Origin of the sequence: Bradyrhizobium sp. (assembly GCF_019244115.1) — a bacterium.
In the GTDB taxonomy this organism is placed as follows: domain Bacteria; phylum Pseudomonadota; class Alphaproteobacteria; order Rhizobiales; family Xanthobacteraceae; genus Bradyrhizobium.
In genome coordinates this window covers 1-18,965 of sequence record NZ_JAFATE010000334.1, presented here as the reverse complement: position 1 = coordinate 18,965, position 18,965 = coordinate 1, and the positions used below count along the sequence as shown (strand labels likewise).

Sequence of the window (18,965 nt, the reverse complement as noted above, 5' to 3'; positions counted from 1 at the left end):
CCGAGACCCGCAAGCACTTTGGGCCGTTCGCACCGGGATTCAAGATCATCCCGTTCGGCGATGCCGCCGCCCTCCAGGCGGCGATCACGCCAAACACTGTCGGCTTTCTGGTCGAGCCGATCCAGGGCGAGGCCGGTGTCATCATTCCTCCGGCCGGCTATTTCGCTGAAGTGCGCGAGCTCTGCACGGCCAACAATTTGATGCTTGTGCTCGACGAGATCCAGACCGGGCTCGGCCGCACCGGCAAGCTGCTCGCGGAGCAGCACGACGGCATCGAGGCAGATGTGACGCTGCTCGGCAAAGCATTGTCGGGAGGTTTCTATCCGGTGTCGGCGGTCCTTTCGAACAACGCGGTGCCCGGCACCCTGAGACCCGGCCAGCACGGCTCGACCTTCGGCGGCAACCCGCTCGCCTGTGCGGTGGCGCGGGCAGCCCTGCGCGTGCTTGTCGAGGAAGGGATGATCGAGAACGCGGCGGTGCAGGGGGCGAGATTCCTCGATGGTCTAAGAAGCATCCGCTCCAATATCATCCGCGAGGTGCGGGGGCGTGGGCTGATGTTGGCGGTTGAACTTCATCCGGAAGCAGGCGAAGCGCGTCGCTATTGTGAGACACTGCAGGGCAGGGGGATTCTTGCCAAGGATACCCATGGACACACGATCCGCGTCGCCCCGCCGCTTGTGATCACGAGCGAACAGGTCGACTGGGCGTTGGAGGCGATCGGAGCCGCCTTGAAGTGCGATTTGTCGTGACGGCAATGCTCGGCGATTGAGCGCGCTTCTGGACTTGCGGGGGATCGAATGCCTCAAGCTCCTCAATGGACCTTTGCCAACGTATTTGATCCGGGGTCAGGATCGGCGGCTGAGGTGTCGGGTTGGCAGGACGACGGGCCATCAAGGCCTCCAAATCGCTTTTGATCGGGGACATTAGCATTGACAAAAACCCCGGCCACGGCTGGTCCGCATGCAACTCCTGGCAAGTTCGTATTGTCGGCGATCAGAATAGCTGCGGCGCCTCGACGTGGCGTGCGCGCGCCACGATCCAAGCCACTGGTCGTAGGCGCTGGTGCACTCGGCGTATGAGCCGATCAGTGCGGGAAATGGTAGCGGAGGACGAACAGGCTGATGATCACCATCGCAACCGCAGGAGGCGGCCTATGCGGCGTCATGGGCCTAACCCGAACGAGCACTGTTGCGAGTTTTGCAAACGGCTCAGAAGTGCCCGGAAACAGCCGGATCAAAATGGGGTGGGATTGCGAAACCGGGTTAGAGATATCAACGGCTTAGCCCAGAACCCGATAGGCTACCGTTACACCATTCCCCAAGGAACGAGGCGATTTGCTAGATGATTCAGCGTGTTAACTGGGCATCTTGCAGCAGCGCGGCCGCGGCGCAAATCGCTTATGTGCGTCCTTTCTACCCGCATCCCCGGCATCTTGGCAAGCACCGACAGCACGGCTGTCCCGGGAGCGTCGGCTGCAGTGGCGGTGAGGCGAGCGCCATCGGAGCACGCGCCGGTTGCGGGGCTGACGCTTTGTTCGGCGCGATGCCCAAGGCGTGCAACTTGCCGCCCCGGGGCCGCCATGTAATGCTGGTTCCAATAAAGAGAAGAACGGCTGCTCCGTTTGCACGAAGGCAGCCCGGCGAGCCGGCTCAAAAATCCGCCGTTCGGGAGAGGAAGGGATGAGATTGAAAAACGTTTTGGGTCTGGTGTCGGCGGCCGCCCTGACACTGGCCTTTACAGCCGGCGCATCGGCCGAGGACAAGGTCGTCAAGATCGGCGCGATCCTTCCGATGAGCGGCAATGCGGCCTCGGCCGGCATTCATGCCAAGGCCGCTCTTGAGGTCGCTCTCGACATCATCAACAACGCGCATCCCGAGCTCGGCAATTTTCCGCTGGCGAAAAATGCCGGCCTTGCGGGCCTCGGCGGGGCCAAGGTCGAGGTCGTGTTCGCCGACAACCAGGGCAGCCCGGCGACCGGTCAGAACCAGGCGCTGCGGCTGATCACCGAGGAGAAGGTCGCCGCGCTGATCGGCGCCTATCAGTCCGGCATCACGCTGACGACGAGCGCGATCGCCGAGAAATACGGCATTCCCTTCCTGACGCCGGAGTCGGTCGCCGCCAATCTCACCGAGCGCGGTTTTAAATGGTTTTTCCGCACCACGCCGATCGCGACCGATTTTGCAAAGGTCTACACGGATTTTCTGGCCGACATGAAGGCCGCCGGCGCCAGCACCGAGAGCATCGCGCTGGTGCATGACAACACCGAATACGGCACGTCGGTCGCGGGGACGCTGACCACGGCGTTCAAGGAAAAGGGCCAAAACATCCTCGACATCTCCTACGCCTCCAACGCCACCGACGTGCAGAGCCAGGTGCTGCAGCTCAAGGAAAAGAAGCCCGACGTCGTGCTGATGATCAGCTACACCTCCGACGCCATCCTGTTCGCCAAGACCATGCAGGCGCAGGACTACAAGCCCGCCATCCTGCTTGCCGACGACGCCGGCTATTCCGATCCGTCCTTCATCAAGGCCGTCGGCAAGATCTCGCAAGGCGCATTCAACCGCTCGTCCTGGAGCGTCGGACCTCAGGGCTCGGCAACCGCCGTCATCGCCGACCTGTACAAGAAAAAGAGCGGCGACGACATGGACGATACCGCGGGCCGCGAGATGCAGGGCTTTTTCGTGCTGGTGGATGCGATCGACCGCGCCGGCTCGACGGAGCCGGCCAAAATCCAGGCGGCGCTGCGCGCAACCGACTTGAAGCCCGAGCAACTGATGATGGGCTACAAGGGCGTCAAGTTCGACGACAAGGGCCAGAACATCCTGGCCTCCGGCGTCATCATCCAGCTGCAGGATGGCGAGAACTACGTCGCGGTCTGGCCGAAGGCCAATGCCGAAAAACCGCCGGCGCTGCCGTACAAGGGGTGGTGATGGGCTCGTGCATCATGCAATCGGGCTGAGACGTGGCGCGGATTGATCGAACTTTGCTCTCGCCACGCACTCGCTGCAACCTCTCCCCGCAAGCGGGGGAGAGGGGGCGCACCTTTCTCGCGGCGCCCCTTCTCCTCGCTCGCACCTAGCGAACCCACGCAACGGCGCGCGGCATGTCATTCGTTCTCGTCCAGGTGATCGTCGGGGGACTGCTGCTCGGGGCTGTCTACGCGCTGTTCTCGTCCGGTCTGACGCTGGTCTGGGGCATGATGAACATCGTCAACTTCGCCCATGGCGATTTTGTTATGCTCGGCATGTATGTCGCCTATGTCGTGTACACGCTTTTGGGCGCAGGGCCGCTGATCGGCGCGCCGCTCGCGACGCTGTTCTTGGCGACACTCGGCGTGATCGTCTATTTCGCGCTGATCCGCGACATCATGAAAGGGCCGATGCTGGCCCAGATCCTCGGCACCTTCGGGCTCGCGCTGCTGCTCCGTTATTCGGTGTTCTGGTGGTTCGGGGCGAATTTTCTGTCGCTGCCCCAAAACATCGTCGGCGGCACCATCGCCGCGTTCGGCCTGCGCATCGAGGCCGCCCGCCTGCTTGCCGGCGCGGTCGCATTGCTCGTGACACTCGCTTTGCATCTGCTGCTGACGCGCACGGCGCTCGGATCAAAAATGCTCGCCGTAGCCGAGGATGCGACAGCGGCGCAACTGATGGGCATTCGCCCCGACACCATGCAGGCGATCGCCTGGGCGATCGCGGCCGGCGCCACCGGTCTTGCCGGCGCCCTGATCGCCACCTTCTTCTACATCGTGCCGACCGTCGGGGAGACACTGGCCATCGTCGCCTTCGTCACGGTGTCGCTCGGCGGTTTCGGCAGCGTGCCGGGCGCGCTGGTCGCGGGCCTTCTGATTGGGGTCATCGAATCCCTGTCGGGCTATCTGATCGGCGCCGTCTACAAGGACATCGTGGTCTACGCGCTGTTCGTTTCGTTCCTCTGGTTCCGGCCGCAAGGCCTGATGGGGAAATCCTGATGGGCCAAACCTGATGCGCCGCTTCATATGGCCCGCGGTGCTGCTCGCACTGGTCATCGTCTATCCGCTGGTGCTGTCGACGCCGTTCCAGCAGCGGCTCGGCGCGCTGGTGCTGCTCTACGCGATCGCGGCGTCGGCCTGGAATATCGTCGGGGGATATGCCGGGCAGGTCTCTGTCGGCCATGTCGTGTTCTTCGGCTGCGGCGCCTATGCCGCCATGGGCGCGTACGCGCATTTCGGCTTGCCGCCGCTGGTCGGGGTTCCCGCCGGCATGGTGCTGGCGGTCGTGATTGCCGCCGTCATCGGTGTGCCGACCCTGCGTCTGTCGGGACATTATTTCAGCATGGCGACGATCGCGGTTGCCGAACTCGTGCGGCTCGTCGTTACCAACACCGACTATCTCGGCGCGGCGGTGGGTCTTTCCGGTCCGACCGTGCCGCGCAACGTGTTCGATCTCTCCTTCGTCTCGTCATTGCCCTTTTACTATCTTTTCCTGGTCGTGCTCGGCCTGACGCTCCTGATCACCTGGTGGGTCGCGGAGAGCCGGATGGGATTCTATCTGCGGGCGATCAAGGATTCCGAGCGCGCGGCGCGCTCGCTCGGCGCGCCAGCAAGTCGCATCAAGCTGCAGGCCTATATGCTGAGCGCCGGGCTCACCAGCGTGGCAGGCGCGTTTTATGCCATGATGGTCGGTTTCGTCGATCCGGAATCCGGCCTCGGCATTCTGATCTCGGTAAAAATGTTGATCATGGCCGCGCTCGGCGGCGCAGGGCTCTTGTTCGGCCCTCTGGTGGGCGCCGCGATCCTCGTGCCGCTGGAAGAACTCTCCAACAGCTGGCTCGGCGGCAAGGGCGCCGGGCTGACCTTCGTCGTCTATGGCGCCATCATCGTCCTGATCGCGCGCTTTCAGCCCAGCGGCATTCTCACCTTGATCACGCGCCGTATCGCGTTGATCACGCGATACATCGAGCGGCGCACGAAGGCCCGGGAATTGCGCAAGCAGCGCCCCGCAGCGGGAGCGGACCATGCTGCTTGAGGCACGCGAGATCACCAAGACGTTCGGCAGCTTCAAGGCGGTCGACGCTGCAAGTGTGGCGCTGGAGCAGGGCGACATCCTCGGCCTGATCGGGCCGAACGGCGCCGGAAAATCCACCTTCTTCAACTGCCTGACCGGCGATCTCAGCGTCACCTCGGGTCAGGTGCTGTTCGAGGGCCGCGACATGACAGGGCTGCCGCCGGAGGCGCGCGCTGCGCTGGGCCTGGCGCGCACCTTCCAGGTGCCGCAGACGTTCGAGGGCATGACGGTGCTCGAGAATGTGATGATCGGTGCGTTCCTGCGCAGCTCGCACCGTACCGCGGCCGAGGCAAAGGCGCGCGCCGTGCTGGAGCGGGTCGGCATGGCCGCGCTTGCCGACGCGCCGGCGCGTTCGCTCGGCACGCCCGGCCGCAAGCGGCTCGAGATCGCGCGGGCGCTGGCGACCGAGCCAAAGCTGCTGCTGCTCGACGAGGCGATGGCTGGGCTGACGCAGCAGGAGGTGAAGCGCGCCATCGCGCTGGTAAGGGACATCCACGCCAGCGGCATCACGCTCGTGATCGTCGAGCACATCATGGAAGTGATCATGTCGCTGGCAAGCCGGGTGATGGTGTTTCATCAGGGCAGGGAGATTGCGCGCGGCAGCCCGCGCGAGGTGACAAGCAACCAGGCCGTCATCGCGGCCTATCTCGGCACCCGGGCTGCCAAGGCCGCTGCCGGTCACACACCGGTCGAATTGATGGGCGGGCCGGCGCCATGACAGCTCCCTTGCTCAGGGTCGAGCACCTGGAAGTGCATTATGGCGACCTGATCGGCGTCTCCGACGTTTCCTTCGATGTGCCGGAAGGCAGCGTGGTCGCGCTGCTGGGCTCCAATGGCGGCGGCAAGACCACGACGCTCAACGCCATAGCTGGCTTGATTCCGGTGTACGCGGGCCGCATCGAATTTCAAGGGCTGGAGATCACTGGCGAGAGCGCGTTTGCGATCGTGCGCAGGGGGCTCGCGCTCTCGCCAGAAGGCTGGCGGCTGTTCGTGCAGCAGAGCGTGGAGAACAATCTGCTGCTGGGCGCGACGCCGCTCCGCGACCGCAAACGCGTCGCCGCACTGCTGGAGCGCGTCTACGCGATCTTCCCGCGACTGAAGGAACGGCGCAACCAGCGGGCCGGCACGATGTCGGGCGGCGAGCGGCAGATGTTGGCGGTCGGCCGCGCGCTGATGAGCGATCCGAAGCTCTTGATGCTGGACGAGCCCTCGTTGGGGCTGGCGCCAGCGGTCGTGGAGTCGATGTACGAGACCTTTGGGCGCTTGCACCGGGAGGGACTGACGATCCTGCTTGCCGAACAGTCGATCGAACTCGCACTCGAAGTATCGGATTTCGCAACCGTGCTGCAGGTTGGCAAGAGTGTGCTCGCCGGCACGGCCGCCGCGCTCACCGCCGATCCACAGGTGCAGCACGCCTATCTCGGAACCGGATGACGGCCATGTCGGCCTGGCGAGCCGCGGATCCGGAGCCGTCACGACGAGATTGATGACGGACTTTCTATTTGATCTTGTCGTAAGCCGCGGCGAAATCGGCGAGCGACATCGGGACCTTGATGGTCTCCTTGGCGAGCGTCTGGAACGACACGTTCAGCTGCTTGCCGCCTTTCAGGGCCGCGAGCATGTCGGGCGCGACCGGCGCGCTGGCGTAGCAGCCTCTGCTCTCGCAGGTCTGGATCTGCAGGTCGGTCGCCTTGCCGTCATCGACCTGTAGTTTTGCACCGGCCGGCAGGTTCATTCCGAGCGGCAGCTGCACCAGCGCGACCGGCGCGTGGGTGTCGCTGGGCACGCGGATGTTGACGAGCACGACGAGCTGCCCGGTCCGGGTCAGCACGGCCTGCTGCTCGATCGCGCATTCCAGCGGCGCATCGCGGCTCGCACTGCTGCAGCGGGCAAGCCAGCCGGGAGGCGGCGCATTGGTCGGTGCGGCGGACTCGACCGGTGGCGCCGCGGGTGCCTGCGCGCTTTGTGCGGTCGTTGCCGGACCCTTGGACTTCGGCGCGGTTTGCGCGGCGCCCGGCTCGAGCCCGGCGATCACGACGGTCGCGATGACGATGAATGACGTTGATATAGCTTTCACGGGAGACCAGCGCTGGACAAACTCGATCGACGCGCCAGGGCGGCGCGCCAGACAATCACTCGGCCGCTTCCTTGACCGAGCCATGCTCCGCATCTGCTTCGTCGCCGGTGGCCTTGTTTGAACGGCCCCAGCGCGAGAATGCGTTGGAGAGCTTGTCTAGATACAGGTATATCACTGGAGTTGTAAACAGGGTCAGCGCCTGGCTCACGATCAAGCCGCCGACCATCGAATAGCCGAGCGGTTGGCGGATTTCCGAACCGGTTCCGGTGCCGAGCATCAGCGGCACGCCGCCGAGCAGCGCCGCCATGGTCGTCATCATGATCGGACGGAAACGCAGGATCGCGGCCTGCCGGATCGATTGCTCCGGCGTCATGTGCTGGTCGCGTTCGGCCGCGATCGCGAAGTCGACCATCATGATGCCGTTCTTCTTCACGATGCCGATCAGAAGAATGATGCCGATCAGCGCGATCAGGCTGAAATCGTAGCCGAACGCCATCAGGATCGCGAGCGCGCCGACACCCGCAGAGGGGAGGGTGGACAGAATGGTGATGGGGTGGATGTAGCTCTCGTAGAGAATGCCGAGGATCAGATACACCACGACCAGCGCAGCCATGATCAACAGCGGCACGGTGCCGAGGGATTGCTGGAACGCCTGCGCAGTGCCCTGGAAACTCGAATTCAGTGTCGCCGGCGCGCCGAGCTCGGTCATCGCCGCCTGCACCGCGTCGGTGGCTTGGCCGAGCGCAACGCCCTGGGCGAGGTTGAAGCTGATGGTGATCGCCGGGAACTGGCCCTGGTGGCTGATCGAGAGCGGGCGCACCGGCACGCTGGTCCACGTCGCGAAGGTCGCGAGCGGGACCTGATCGCCTGTGGTCGGCGACTTGACATAGATCTTGTTCAGCGTGTCGAGGCTGCCCTGCAGTTCGGGCAGGATCTCCAGGATCACGTGGTAGCTGTTGAGCTGCGTGAAGTACTGCGTGACCTGGCGCTGGCCGAAGGCGTCATAGAGCGTATCGTCGATCAGCTGCGGGTAGATGCCGTAGCGCGAGGCGGTGTCGCGGTTGATCTTGAGCTCGAGCGTCGTGCCGTTGGTCTGCTGGTCGGTTGCGACGTCGCGCAATTGCGGCAGCGTCTGCATCTTCGCCAGGATTTTTGGCGCCCATTCATTGAGCTCGTCGAGATTGGCGTCCTGTAGGGTGAACTCGAACTGGGTCCGCGTCGGCCGGCCGCCGAGCCGCACGTCCTGTGCCGCCTGCATGTAGAGCCGCGCGCCCTCGACCTTCTCGAGCCTCGGGCGCAAGCGACCGATGATCTGCTGGGCGGTTGCCGTTCGCTCGTCGCGCGGCTTCAGCGTGATGAACATGTTGCCGTTATTGCCGGCCCGGCCACTGCCGCCAACCGCCATCGCCGCGGTCGCAACATCGGGATCCGACAGGACGATCCTGACGAGTTCCTCCTGCTTGTTCTTCATGGCTTCGAAGGAGATGTCCTGCGAGGCTTCCGACGTCGCAGTGATCAGGCCGTTGTCCTGCTGTGGGAAAAATCCCTTCGGGATCGTTACGAACAGATAGACCGACAGTCCGAGCGTCGCGAAGAAAATCAGCAGGGTCGTGAACTTCCAGCGCAGCGCGAGATCGAGACCACGCTCATAGCCGCGCAGCATGGCATCGAAGCCGCGCTCGCTGAGCTGGTAGAGCTTGCCGTGCCTCGTTTCGCCGTGCGCGCGCAGGAAGCGCGACGCCATCATCGGGGTCAGGGTCAGCGCCACTACCATCGACACGAAGATGGTCATTGCCAGCGTCACCGCGAATTCGCGGAACAGGCGGCCGATGATGCCGCCCATCAGCAGCAGCGGGATCAGCACCGCCACCAGCGAAACGCTGATCGATACGATGGTGAAACCGATTTCGCTGGCCCCCTTGAAGGCCGCGGCCATCGGCTTCTCACCCTCCTCGATATGCCTCGAGATGTTCTCGAGCATCACAATGGCATCGTCGACCACGAAGCCGACCGCAATCGTCAGTGCCATCAGCGACAAATTGTCGAGCGTATAGCCGAACACCCACATCAGTGAGCAGGCGCCGAGTAGCGCCAGCGGTACGGTGACAGTCGGAATGACGGTTGCCCAGAAGCTGCGCAGGAACACGAAGATGACCATCACCACCAGGAAAATGGTCAGGAGCAGTGTGAACTGGACGTCCTGCACCGCGGCGCGGATGGTCTGGGTGCGGTCGCTGATGAGTTCTATCTTGATCGACGGCGGGATTGCGGCCACCAGGCGCGGCAGCATCGCCTTGATCTTGTCGACGGTCTCGATGACATTGGCGCCGGGCTGCTTGAACACCACCAGGAACACGCCGCGCTTGCCGTTGGCCCAGGCCGCCTGCTTGGCGTCTTCCGGGCCGGTCACCGCCTGGCCGATGTCCTTGATCCGCAAAGGACCACCGTTGCGATAGGCGATGATGACGTCGTTCCAGTCCTTCGCATTCAGCATCTGGTCGTTGGCGTAGATCGTGTACGCGCGCTTGGGTCCATCGATATTGCCCTTGGGGGCATCGACGGTCGTGATCGCGATCTGGCTGCGGACGTCCTCCAGCGACAGGCCCTTGGCGACGAGTTTGGCCGGATCGACCTGGACGCGGACCGAGGGCTTTTGCTGGCCGCCGATTATGACCTGGGCGACGCCGGAAATCTGGCTGATCTGCTGGGCAAGCTGGGCGTCGACCGCGTCGCTGACCGTGGTCAGCGGCAACGTCTCGGAGGTGGCCGACAGCAAAAGGATCGGCGAATCCGCCGGGTTGACCTTGCGATAGGTCGGCGGCGAGGGCAGGTTTTTCGGCAATTGACCGCTGGCCGCATTGATCGCGCCCTGGACGTCGTTGGCGGCGCCGTCGATGTTGCGGTTGAGGTCGAACTGGATGGTGACCGCTGCCGTGCCCAGATAGCTCGTCGAGGTCATCTGGGCGACGCCGGGGATCTGCGCGAATTGCCGCTCCAGCGGCTGTGCCACCGACGTCGCCATGGTTTCGGGGCTGGCGCCGGGCAGGTTCGCGGTGATCTGGATGGTCGGAAAGTCGACCTGGGGCAGCGGAGCGACCGGCAGCAGCGGATAAGCAACCAGTCCGACGAAGAGGATCCCCGCCATCAGGAGCGAGGTGCCGATCGGGTAGCGGATAAAAGGTGCTGAAATGCCCCCGTTCATTCCTGCCGGACCCCGCCTTGTGGTGACGGGGCCGAACTGGCGACCGCCGTGGTGACCAGGCTTCCGGGCTGCACCTTGAACTGTCCGCCCGTGATGACCTGTTCTCCCGGCTTCAACCCGTCGTCGACCACCGAACGGCCGTCGTTGGACTGGGATACCTTCACCTTGCGCAGTTCGGCCTTGTTGTCACTGGTGACCGCGTAGGCATAGAGGCCGTTGGTCGAATGCTGGATCGCATCATCCGGGACCACCGTCGCATCCTTCAGCGTCTTGACCAGGAGCCGCGTCGAGACCGACTGGCCCGGCCAAAGGGCATGGTTCTTGTTGTCGAACACCGCCTTCAGCCGAATAGTCCCGCTGGTGGTATCAACCTGATTGTTGATAACGGCGAGCGCCCCCTCGGCAAGCGGCCTCTTCCCGTCAGTGGTGATCGCGATGACCTTGAGCGGGGAGGAGGCCTGGGCTTCGCTGATGTCGGGGAGCTGGTCTTCCGGGGCGGTGAATATGACGGCGATCGGCTCGACCTGGGCGACGGTCACGATCCCGGTCTGGCTCGATGCATTGACGATGTTGCCGACATCGACCTGGCGCAGGCCGACGATACCGGTAATCGGCGACTTGATTTGCGTGTAGTCGAGCTGGGTCTGGGCATTGGCGATGGCCGCATCGTCAGCGGCGATCTGAGCAGTCAATTGCGCGACGGTGGAACGTTGGGTATCGAGCTGCTGCCGGGTCGCGAATTCGCCGAGCTTGGTGTAGCGCTGCAAATCGAGGTTGGCGTTGGCGAGGTTGGCTTCATCCTGCACCTTCTTCGCCTTAGACTGATCGAGCGCCGCCTGGAACGGACGCGGATCGATCTCGGCAAGAAGATCGCCCTCCTTGACCAGCTGGCCCTCCTGGAAGGCGATCTTGTCGATCTGGCCGTCGACACGGGTGCGGACCTGGACCGTGTTGAAGCCCTGAACGGTGCCGAGCCCGGTCAGGTAGACCGGAAAGGCAGCTTTCTCGACGGGCGCGATCGAAACGCGGATGGCGGCCGGACGATTGGCGGCCTTTTGTGCGCTTGCAGTCTTCGCGGCCGCATCAGCACCGTAATATCGCTGCCAGCCGTAATAGCCGGCGCCCGCGGCCACTCCGATCAGCAAGACCCATGCGATCCACCGAGTTTTCATAGGGCTCATTCGCCGGAAGACAGGGGAGCGTTTCGTACGCTCCCGAAGGCCGAGGACAGGCTGGTATAATATGCGCCTCGCTCGCGTGTAAACACACTATGGCTTGAGAATCCTAAACAATTCGCAAGCTTTGCCTATCCGCAAGGCCTTCGCTCAAATTGCAAGCCGTCGAGTGCGGTCGATCTCGCCACACAGCGCACCGCAACACATGCTCTCTGTCACCGAAGTGATCGTCGCCGCGAGCTGCACGCGACTGCAACAGATGCAGTTTCCGCAGTCAGCTGATGTCGTTCACTCAACGTAGCCTGCATGCGCAAAACATGCATCGTCCGACGATCGAATGTCGTATTCGCGCTTCTGCACGGATCATGCGCTGCCGGCACAAATCCGCATCATCGCTTGCGAAGACGTCGACGGCGCGCGTCAATTCGCGCAGGTGATTCTCGACGCGCTGTCGCGCGCGATCAAGCCAATTTCTCCGAGCAGATCTCTCTCCGAGAATTGCGGAGACCATTGCGCCACAGCTAATTCTCGCGCTCCGCTCAGAATGCCTGCAAGCAGCGCTTTAGAATCGCTTTGATCTCGAGGCATTTCGGTCGGCGGGCGCTGACCGGAATCTGCCGTCGACAGCAAGCAGGTCATTGCGCGAGAGAGAAAGTCCGGCGGTTCACGGTGTGAGACAGAAAGTTCGCGCGATCGACCTCGCCTGCCAAGTGGCGCATGATCGGGGGTCCTCATTCGGCTGCGTCACAAGAGCGCCTCGTGGTGGGGAGGTGCGTGCATCCGAGCAGGCCGAACGTTCTTCGAGCCTGAGCGTGCAGAGCAGCTTGCCGGATGCGCCTGGTGGGTTTCACAGCCTGCCGGGGTGTTCGAACGATCGAAAGCTGTGACCCGGTTCCAGGCCCGCGCGTTACCGCCAAAAATACCGGATCCCGACATAGACGACGATCAGGCAGGCGAAGATCAGGGCGACCGGCAGCTGCTGTTTGCCGCCCGCCGATGCCCCGGGAAAGGTGGTCGGTCGTGCCAGGCGGGCGGCCGGGCGGCGGAAGGCGGTGACGTTATCCGTCTTGGGCTCCAGCTTGGGTTCGCTGGGGACGGATCGGACTTCCGGCGGCTTCCCGACGCCGCCCATTTCCGCATAGTAGGTCTTGTACATCAAGCGGATGGTGGCTTCGGTCGCCTCATCCTCCGAGGTGTCCTCGAGCAGGGTCTTGTAGCTCGCCAGGAAATTTTGGGCCTCGGCGGACAGGGAGGATGCGCCGTTGAGCTTGGCAATCATCTTCCAGGTGGCAAAATCGGCACGCGCCCGCGTATCGGCACGTCGCGCGATCATCATGTCGGCAGCTTTGACCAAGGTAAACGGCCTCGGAGTGGTTTCTCGCCGATCCCAAAACGCGCAGATCAGGCGTTACCGGTTAAAGTAAGGAGTAGCGTCGTGATGAAATCGGTCGCTGTTCGAAGCAAGGCCGATATCACATCAAGATTGAGACCGAACTGCGAACCTGCAAGCGGCAGGACGATCAAAATTCCGATCAGGATGAGCATTCCGAACGGCTCCAGCCGGGCCAGGTGGATAGCCAAGGGCCGCGGCAGCAGGCCGACGGCGACCCGGCCGCCATCCAGGGGCGGGATCGGCATCATGTTGAAGACGGCCAGCGCCACATTGATCACGATCGCGTTTTCCAGGTTGTGGGCCACCCAGAGCGCCCAATTGCCGGGAACGAAGGGCAGGAGATGAAAACCAAGCCCGGCGGCCAACGCGAGCAGGATGTTGGTGGCGGGGCCGGCCAGGGCGACCAGGACCATGTCGAAGCGCGGGTTGTTCAGGCGGCGGAAATTGACCGGCACCGGCTTGGCATAGCCGAACAGGAACGGCGAGTGCGACAGCAGCAGCATGGCCGGCAGGAACACCGTCCCGACCGGGTCGATATGCATCAGCGGGTTGAAGGTGACGCGTCCGAGCTGCCAGGCGGTGTCGTCGCCGCGCCGATACGCGACGAAGGCATGGGCGGCCTCGTGGAAGGTGATCGCGATGAGGAGGGGCATCACCCAGACCGACAGGGTATAGGGAGTGATGTTCAAGGTTCGTTTCCTGTGCCGGGATGCCGCTTCGCCAAAAAACTTCAGTATGTCGCACGGCCGCCGGAAATGTCGAACACGGCACCGGTCGAAAACGAGCAGTCCTCGGACGAAAGCCACGCCACCATAGCTGCCAGTTCCTGCACTAGCACGAACCGCGCCTTCGGGATTTTTGACAGCATGAAGTCGATGTGCTGCTGCGTCAGCTGGTCGAAGATCGCGGTTCTCGCGGCGGCCGGCGTCACCGCATTGACCGCAATGTCATGCGCGGCAAGTTCCTTGCCGAGCGACTTCGTCAGCGCGATCAGGCCGGCCTTGGACGCCGAATAATGCGCGGCGTTGGGATTGCCTTCTTTGCCGGCGATCGAGGCGATGTTGACGATGCGCCCATATTTCTGCGCGATCATGTGCGGCACGATCACCCTGCAGCAGATGAACGGACCATCGAGATTGATGCGCAGCACCTTGCGCCATTCCTCGAGGTCGGTCTCCCACACCGTTTTGTTGACGCCGGCGACGCCGGCATTATTCACAAAAATATCGACCTTGCCGAGCGCCTCGATCGTCGCATCGCGGGCTTTTTCGACGTCGGCAAGATCCGACACGTCGACCCTGAACGCGGTTACGGCGCTGCCAATTTCCTTCGCCGTCTTTTCGGCGAGCGGCTGATCAAAATCCCAGATCGCGACCTTGGCGCCGGAGGCGGCAAAGCGTTCGGCGATCGCGCGACCAAAGCCCTGCGCGCCGCCGGTGACGACGGCGCAGCGGCCGTTGAGATCGATCTTGTTCATGCGAAGGTTCCTCGTCATGTTGACTGCCGTCATTTCGGGATGGTCCGACGGACCAGGCCGGGAATCTCGAGATTTCGGGTTCGCGCTTTGCGCGCCCCGGAATGACGGAGTGGTCTTCTACAGCGTCCAACCGCCGTCGATCACATGGGCGACGCCGGTCGTGAACGCGCTTTCGTCGCTGGCGAGATAGAGTGCAAGCGCTGCGATCTCGTCCGCCGTGCCGAGCCGGCCCATCGGCTGGCGCGAGACGAACATCTCGCGTCCGCCGGGACCCGCGGCGGCGGCGCGCTCCAACATCGACGGCGTCTCGATGGTGCCGGGACAGATGCAGTTGCAGCGGATGCCCTTGCCGACGAAATCGGCCGCGACCGAGCGCGTCAGCGCCGCAACCGCGGCCTTGGTCGCGGCATAGACGTAGCGATTGGGCGCGGCCTTCACCACACCGGCCGCCGAAGCGATATTGACGATGGCGCCGCGGCCGGCCGCAAGCATGCCGGGCAGGAAGGCGCGGATCGTGCGGTGCATCGACTTGGCGTTGAGGTCGAAGGAAAAATCCCAGTCCTCGTCCGAACAGCCGAGAATCGTGCCGTTGTGCACGAATCCCGCGGCATTGAGCAGGATATCGACATTGCCGACCCGGCTGGCGGCTGCGTTGACCGCCGCGGTGTCGCGGACATCGAGCCTTGCCACGTCGGCAATGCCCTCCTGCGCGAGCGAAGCCAGTCCCTTTTCGTCAACGTCGGTGGCGAACACCGTCGCTCCCTCGCGCGCAAAGGCGATCGCGCAGGCGCGGCCAATTCCCGCCGCAGCTGCAGTCACGAAGGCGCGCTTGCCCTTCAGGCGGTCTGACATTTGTCCTCCCCCGTTTCTTCCGTCATTGCGAGGAGCGAAGCGACGAAGCAATCCAGACTGCCCGTATGGCCCTGGATTGCTTCGCGGAGCTTGTCATCCGGCCGCGCTTCGCGCGGACCGGATGGCTCGCAATGACGACTAGTGATTATCCCTGGCAACGCCGAACTGCGCAGCGATGTTCTGGTAGCGCGTGGCGAGCTCCATGCACGCGCCGGTCTCCTGCTGGCCGACGGTGTTGCGATAGAGCTCTTGCCAGGGCGTCTGGTTGACCGGATGCGGAAAGCCCCCCTTGGCCTTCAGCTCGGCATAGCGCGCCTTCAACTCCTCATCCGAGATCAGGATGTTGGCCGATCCCTTGTTGAGATCGATGCGGACCCGATCGCCGGTTTTGAGAATGGCGAGCCCGCCATTGGCGGCCGCTTCCGGCGAAGCATGCAGGATCGAGGGCGAGCCCGATGTGCCGGACTGCCGTCCGTCGCCGATGCAGGGCAGCGACAGGATGCCGCGTTTGATCAGGGCCGCCGGCGGCTGCATGTTCACGACCTCAGCGCCGCCGGGATAGCCGATCGGACCGGTGCCACGGATGAACAGCATGCAGTTTTCGTCGATATCGAGCGAGGGGTCCTCGATCCGCGCGTGATAATCCTCGGGGCCTTCGAACACGACGGCGCGGCCTTCGAAGGCATTCGGGTCCTTTGCGTTGCTCAGATAGCGGTCGCGGAATTCCCCGGAGATGACGCTGGTCTTCATGATCGCCGAATCGAACAGATTGCCGCGCAGCACCAGGAAGCCGGCATCCTTCACCAGCGGCTTGTCATAGGCATAAATGACGTCGCCATCGACCGCGGGGGCATCGGCGCAGTTCTCGCCGATGCTGCGCCCGTTGACCGTCCTGGCATCCTCGTGGATGCGCTTGTGCTTCATCAGTTCGCGCACCACCGCAGGCACGCCGCCGGCGCGGTGATATTCTTCGCCGAGATAGAAGCCGGCGGGCTGCATGTTGACCAGCAGCGGCACGTCGAGACCGTATTTCTGCCAGTCGTCGATCGTAAGCTCGACTCCAATATGCCGGGCCAGCGCATTGAGATGGATCGCCGCGTTGGTCGAGCCGCCGATCGCGGAATTGACCACGATCGCGTTCTCGAACGCCTTGCGCGTCATGATGTCCGACGGCTTGACGTCATCCCAGACCATGTCGACGATCCGGCGTCCGGTCTCATAGGCCATCTGGCCGCGTTCGCGGTGCGGAGCGGGTATAGCCGCGCAGCCCGGCAGCGACATGCCGAGCGCCTCGGCCAGCGAGTTCATGGTCGAGGCGGTGCCCATGGTGTTGCAATGGCCGACCGAGGGCGTCGAGGAGGCCACGAGCTCCAGGAAGCCCTCGTAGTCGATCTTGCCCGCCGCAAGCTGCTCGCGCGCCTTCCAGACGATGGTCCCGGAGCCGGTGCGCTCGCCCTCGTGCCAGCCGTTGAGCATGGGGCCGCCTGACAGAACAATCGCCGGCAGGTTGACGGTCGCCGCCGCCATCAGGCAGGCCGGCGTCGTCTTGTCGCAGCCGGTGGTCAGCACCACGCCGTCGAGCGGATAGCCGTAGAGCACCTCGACCAGGCCGAGATAAGCCAGGTTGCGGTCGAGCGCCGCGGTCGGCCGTTTGCCGGTCTCCTGGATCGGGTGGGTCGGGAATTCCATGGCGATCCCGCCGGCCGAGCGGATGCCCTCCCGGACCCGGTGGGCGAGCTCGATATGATGACGATTGCAGGGCGACAGGTCGTTGCCGGTCTGCGCAATGCCGATGATCGGCTTGCCCGATTGCAGCTCCTGCCGGGTCAGCCCGAAGTTGAGGTAGCGCTCGAGATAGAGCGCCGTCATTCCCGGGTTGTGAGGGTTGTTGAACCACTCGGTCGAGCGGAGCTTGCGCCTGCCGACGCCCGTTAGCGGCTTGTTCATGATTTCTCCCGCAGCGCACACATACGCCCAATTTTCGGGCGCCTTGTTCGTAAATCCTGACTTGTTTGCACGTCAAGCTCTGCTTCGCAATCGCGGCGGCATCTGGGAGTGTTTACCACTTTGATCCAACGACATCGCCATAAAAGTCTGATATGACCGCCTGCAACACAACAACAAGGCCGCGCAGGCTTGAGCCCCGCGGTCGGCTGGCTATTTGGGAGGGAGATAGATGTCTTCGGTGCAAATTCGCGACGTGCGCAAGTCGTTCGGTGGATTCGAAGTCCTGCACGGCGTGACGATTCCGATCGAAGACGGGGAGTTCGTGGTCCTGGTCGGCCCCTCCGGCTGCGGCAAATCGACCTTGCTGCGGATGCTCGCCGGGCTCGAAAATATCACCTCCGGCACGATTTCCATCGGTGACCGCGTCGTCAACAACGTGCAGCCCAAGGAACGCGATATCGCCATGGTGTTCCAGAACTATGCGCTCTATCCGCACATGACGGTCGCCGACAATATGGGCTTCTCCCTAAAGCTGCGCGGCGCCGGCGCGGACGAGATCAGCAAGCGGGTCAAGCGCGCCGCGGACATTTTGGCGCTGACCGCGCTGCTCGACCGCTACCCCCGGCAATTGTCCGGCGGCCAGCGCCAACGCGTCGCCATGGGCCGCGCCATCGTCAGGGACCCTCAGGTCTTCCTGTTCGACGAGCCGCTGTCCAATCTCGATGCCAAGCTCCGCGTGGCGATGCGCACCGAGATCAAGGAACTGCATCAAAGGCTGAAAACGACCACCGTCTACGTGACGCACGATCAGATCGAGGCCATGACCATGGCCGACAAGATCGTGGTCATGCATGACGGGATCGTCGAACAGATGGGTTCGCCGCTCGATCTGTACGACCGGCCGGAGAATCAGTTCGTCGCGGGCTTCATCGGCTCGCCGGCGATGAATTTCCTCAAAGGCAAGGTGGTCGCAAATGGCAGCGCCAACTTCGAAGGGCCGAAGGGGGTCAAGCTGCCGCTCAAATCGGCGCCGGCCAATTCCGACGGGCGACCGGCGGTCTACGGCATCCGCCCGGAGCATTTCACCATCGCCGACGACGGCGCGGAGGCCGAGATCATCGTGGTCGAGCCCACGGGCTCGGAGACCCAGGTGTTCGCCAATCTTGGCGGCGAGCAGGTGGTGGCCGTGTTCCGCGAGCGTCATCAATTCAATCCGGGCGACAAGATCCGGTTGAAACCCGATCCGTCGCTCGTGCATCTCTTTGATGAGAGTACGGGCAAGCGGCTGAACGGTTAGGTTACCAAGAACAGAAAAGCACCAAGGGAGGATTGTATGAATGGATTGACCCGCCGCACCCTACTTCAGGGTGGCACTGCACTGGCGGCGGCCGGTGCATTGACGGGACCTGCACTTTTTGATTTCGCCAAGGCGTGGGCCGATACTGCGCCGTGGAAGGCCGAGTCCGGCGCCAAGCTCACCGTGATGCGCTGGAAGCGCTTCGTCCCCTCCGAGGATGAGGCCTTCAACGCCATCATCGCCGCGTTCTCGAAGGCGACCGGCACCGAAATGAACGTCTTCAGCGAATCGTTCGAGGACGTGCAGCCGAAGGCGTCCGTGGCCGCCAATACCGGCTCCGGTCTCGATCTCGCCTGGGGCTTGCACACGCTGCCGCAGCTGTTCCCGACCAAGGTTTTGAAGATGAACGACGTTGCCGACTACCTCGGCAAGAAATATGGCGGCTGGACCGATGCGGCGGCCAAGACTTGCAAGCTCGGTGACGATTGGCTCGGCATTCCCGT

The 18,965-nt window shown here is 63.5% G+C and carries 16 protein-coding genes; 8 read left to right on the top strand and 8 right to left on the bottom strand.

Annotated elements, in window-relative coordinates:
- The 6 genes from JOZ76_RS14850 to JOZ76_RS14825 form a co-directional block, all read left to right on the top strand.
- Positions 1–749, top strand: a 749-nt coding sequence (locus tag JOZ76_RS14850; protein ID WP_291699374.1) for an aminotransferase class III-fold pyridoxal phosphate-dependent enzyme, incomplete at its 5' end; no start/stop codon positions are given.
- An 804-nt stretch (positions 750–1,553) separates the two neighbouring features.
- Positions 1,554–2,930 carry an ABC transporter substrate-binding protein gene (locus JOZ76_RS14845; protein ID WP_291699373.1) on the top strand — a complete coding sequence of 459 codons (1,377 nt, stop codon included), beginning with the start codon at positions 1,554–1,556 and terminating at the stop codon, positions 2,928–2,930.
- Between the two features lie 173 nt (positions 2,931–3,103).
- Positions 3,104–3,967 (top strand): branched-chain amino acid ABC transporter permease, encoded by an 864-nt coding sequence (locus JOZ76_RS14840; RefSeq protein WP_291699372.1) that lies wholly within the window; start codon positions 3,104–3,106, stop codon positions 3,965–3,967.
- Positions 3,968–3,980: 13 nt separating this feature from the next.
- Positions 3,981–5,003: a branched-chain amino acid ABC transporter permease gene (locus tag JOZ76_RS14835; protein WP_291699371.1), complete on the top strand. Its 1,023-nt coding sequence runs from the start codon at positions 3,981–3,983 to the stop codon at positions 5,001–5,003.
- Positions 4,993–5,760 (top strand): ABC transporter ATP-binding protein, encoded by a 768-nt coding sequence (locus JOZ76_RS14830; RefSeq protein WP_291699370.1) that lies wholly within the window; start codon positions 4,993–4,995, stop codon positions 5,758–5,760. Before JOZ76_RS14835 ends, JOZ76_RS14830 begins: the two co-directional genes overlap by 11 nt.
- Positions 5,757–6,476, top strand: a complete 720-nt coding sequence (locus JOZ76_RS14825) for an ABC transporter ATP-binding protein (protein WP_291699369.1) — start codon at positions 5,757–5,759, stop codon at positions 6,474–6,476. Before JOZ76_RS14830 ends, JOZ76_RS14825 begins: the two co-directional genes overlap by 4 nt.
- Before the next feature lie 64 nt (positions 6,477–6,540).
- Here the strand turns inward: JOZ76_RS14825 and JOZ76_RS14820 are convergent, their stop codons facing one another.
- From JOZ76_RS14820 to JOZ76_RS14785, 8 genes are all read right to left on the bottom strand, one after another.
- On the bottom strand, positions 6,541–7,110 hold the full coding sequence (locus JOZ76_RS14820) for an invasion associated locus B family protein (protein ID WP_291699376.1): 570 nt from the start codon (positions 7,108–7,110) through the stop codon (positions 6,541–6,543).
- Between the two features lie 64 nt (positions 7,111–7,174).
- Positions 7,175–10,321, bottom strand: coding sequence for an efflux RND transporter permease subunit (locus JOZ76_RS14815; protein WP_291699368.1), 3,147 nt, complete (start codon positions 10,319–10,321; stop codon positions 7,175–7,177).
- On the bottom strand, positions 10,318–11,493 hold the full coding sequence (locus JOZ76_RS14810) for an efflux RND transporter periplasmic adaptor subunit (protein ID WP_291699367.1): 1,176 nt from the start codon (positions 11,491–11,493) through the stop codon (positions 10,318–10,320). The genes JOZ76_RS14815 and JOZ76_RS14810 overlap by 4 nt, the downstream gene beginning before the upstream one ends.
- 910 nt (positions 11,494–12,403) lie before the next feature.
- Entirely contained in the window at positions 12,404–12,832 is a 429-nt protein-coding gene (locus JOZ76_RS14805) for a hypothetical protein (RefSeq protein WP_291699375.1), read from the bottom strand.
- Between the two features lie 65 nt (positions 12,833–12,897).
- Positions 12,898–13,578: a site-2 protease family protein gene (locus tag JOZ76_RS14800; RefSeq protein ID WP_291699366.1), complete on the bottom strand. Its 681-nt coding sequence runs from the start codon at positions 13,576–13,578 to the stop codon at positions 12,898–12,900.
- A 41-nt stretch (positions 13,579–13,619) separates the two neighbouring features.
- Positions 13,620–14,366: an SDR family NAD(P)-dependent oxidoreductase gene (locus tag JOZ76_RS14795; RefSeq protein ID WP_291699365.1), complete on the bottom strand. Its 747-nt coding sequence runs from the start codon at positions 14,364–14,366 to the stop codon at positions 13,620–13,622.
- Between the two features lie 117 nt (positions 14,367–14,483).
- Entirely contained in the window at positions 14,484–15,218 is a 735-nt protein-coding gene (locus JOZ76_RS14790) for an SDR family oxidoreductase (protein ID WP_291699364.1), read from the bottom strand.
- A 138-nt stretch (positions 15,219–15,356) separates the two neighbouring features.
- Positions 15,357–17,165: an IlvD/Edd family dehydratase gene (locus JOZ76_RS14785; protein WP_291699363.1), complete on the bottom strand. Its 1,809-nt coding sequence runs from the start codon at positions 17,163–17,165 to the stop codon at positions 15,357–15,359.
- Positions 17,166–17,394: 229 nt separating this feature from the next.
- Here JOZ76_RS14785 and JOZ76_RS14780 point away from each other — a divergent pair, with 229 nt between their 5' ends.
- Complete coding sequence (locus JOZ76_RS14780; protein WP_291699362.1) at positions 17,395–18,462, top strand: ABC transporter ATP-binding protein; 1,068 nt, start codon at positions 17,395–17,397, stop codon at positions 18,460–18,462.
- A 36-nt stretch (positions 18,463–18,498) separates the two neighbouring features.
- On the top strand, positions 18,499–18,965 hold a 467-nt coding region (locus JOZ76_RS14775), incomplete at its 3' end, for an extracellular solute-binding protein (RefSeq protein WP_291699361.1).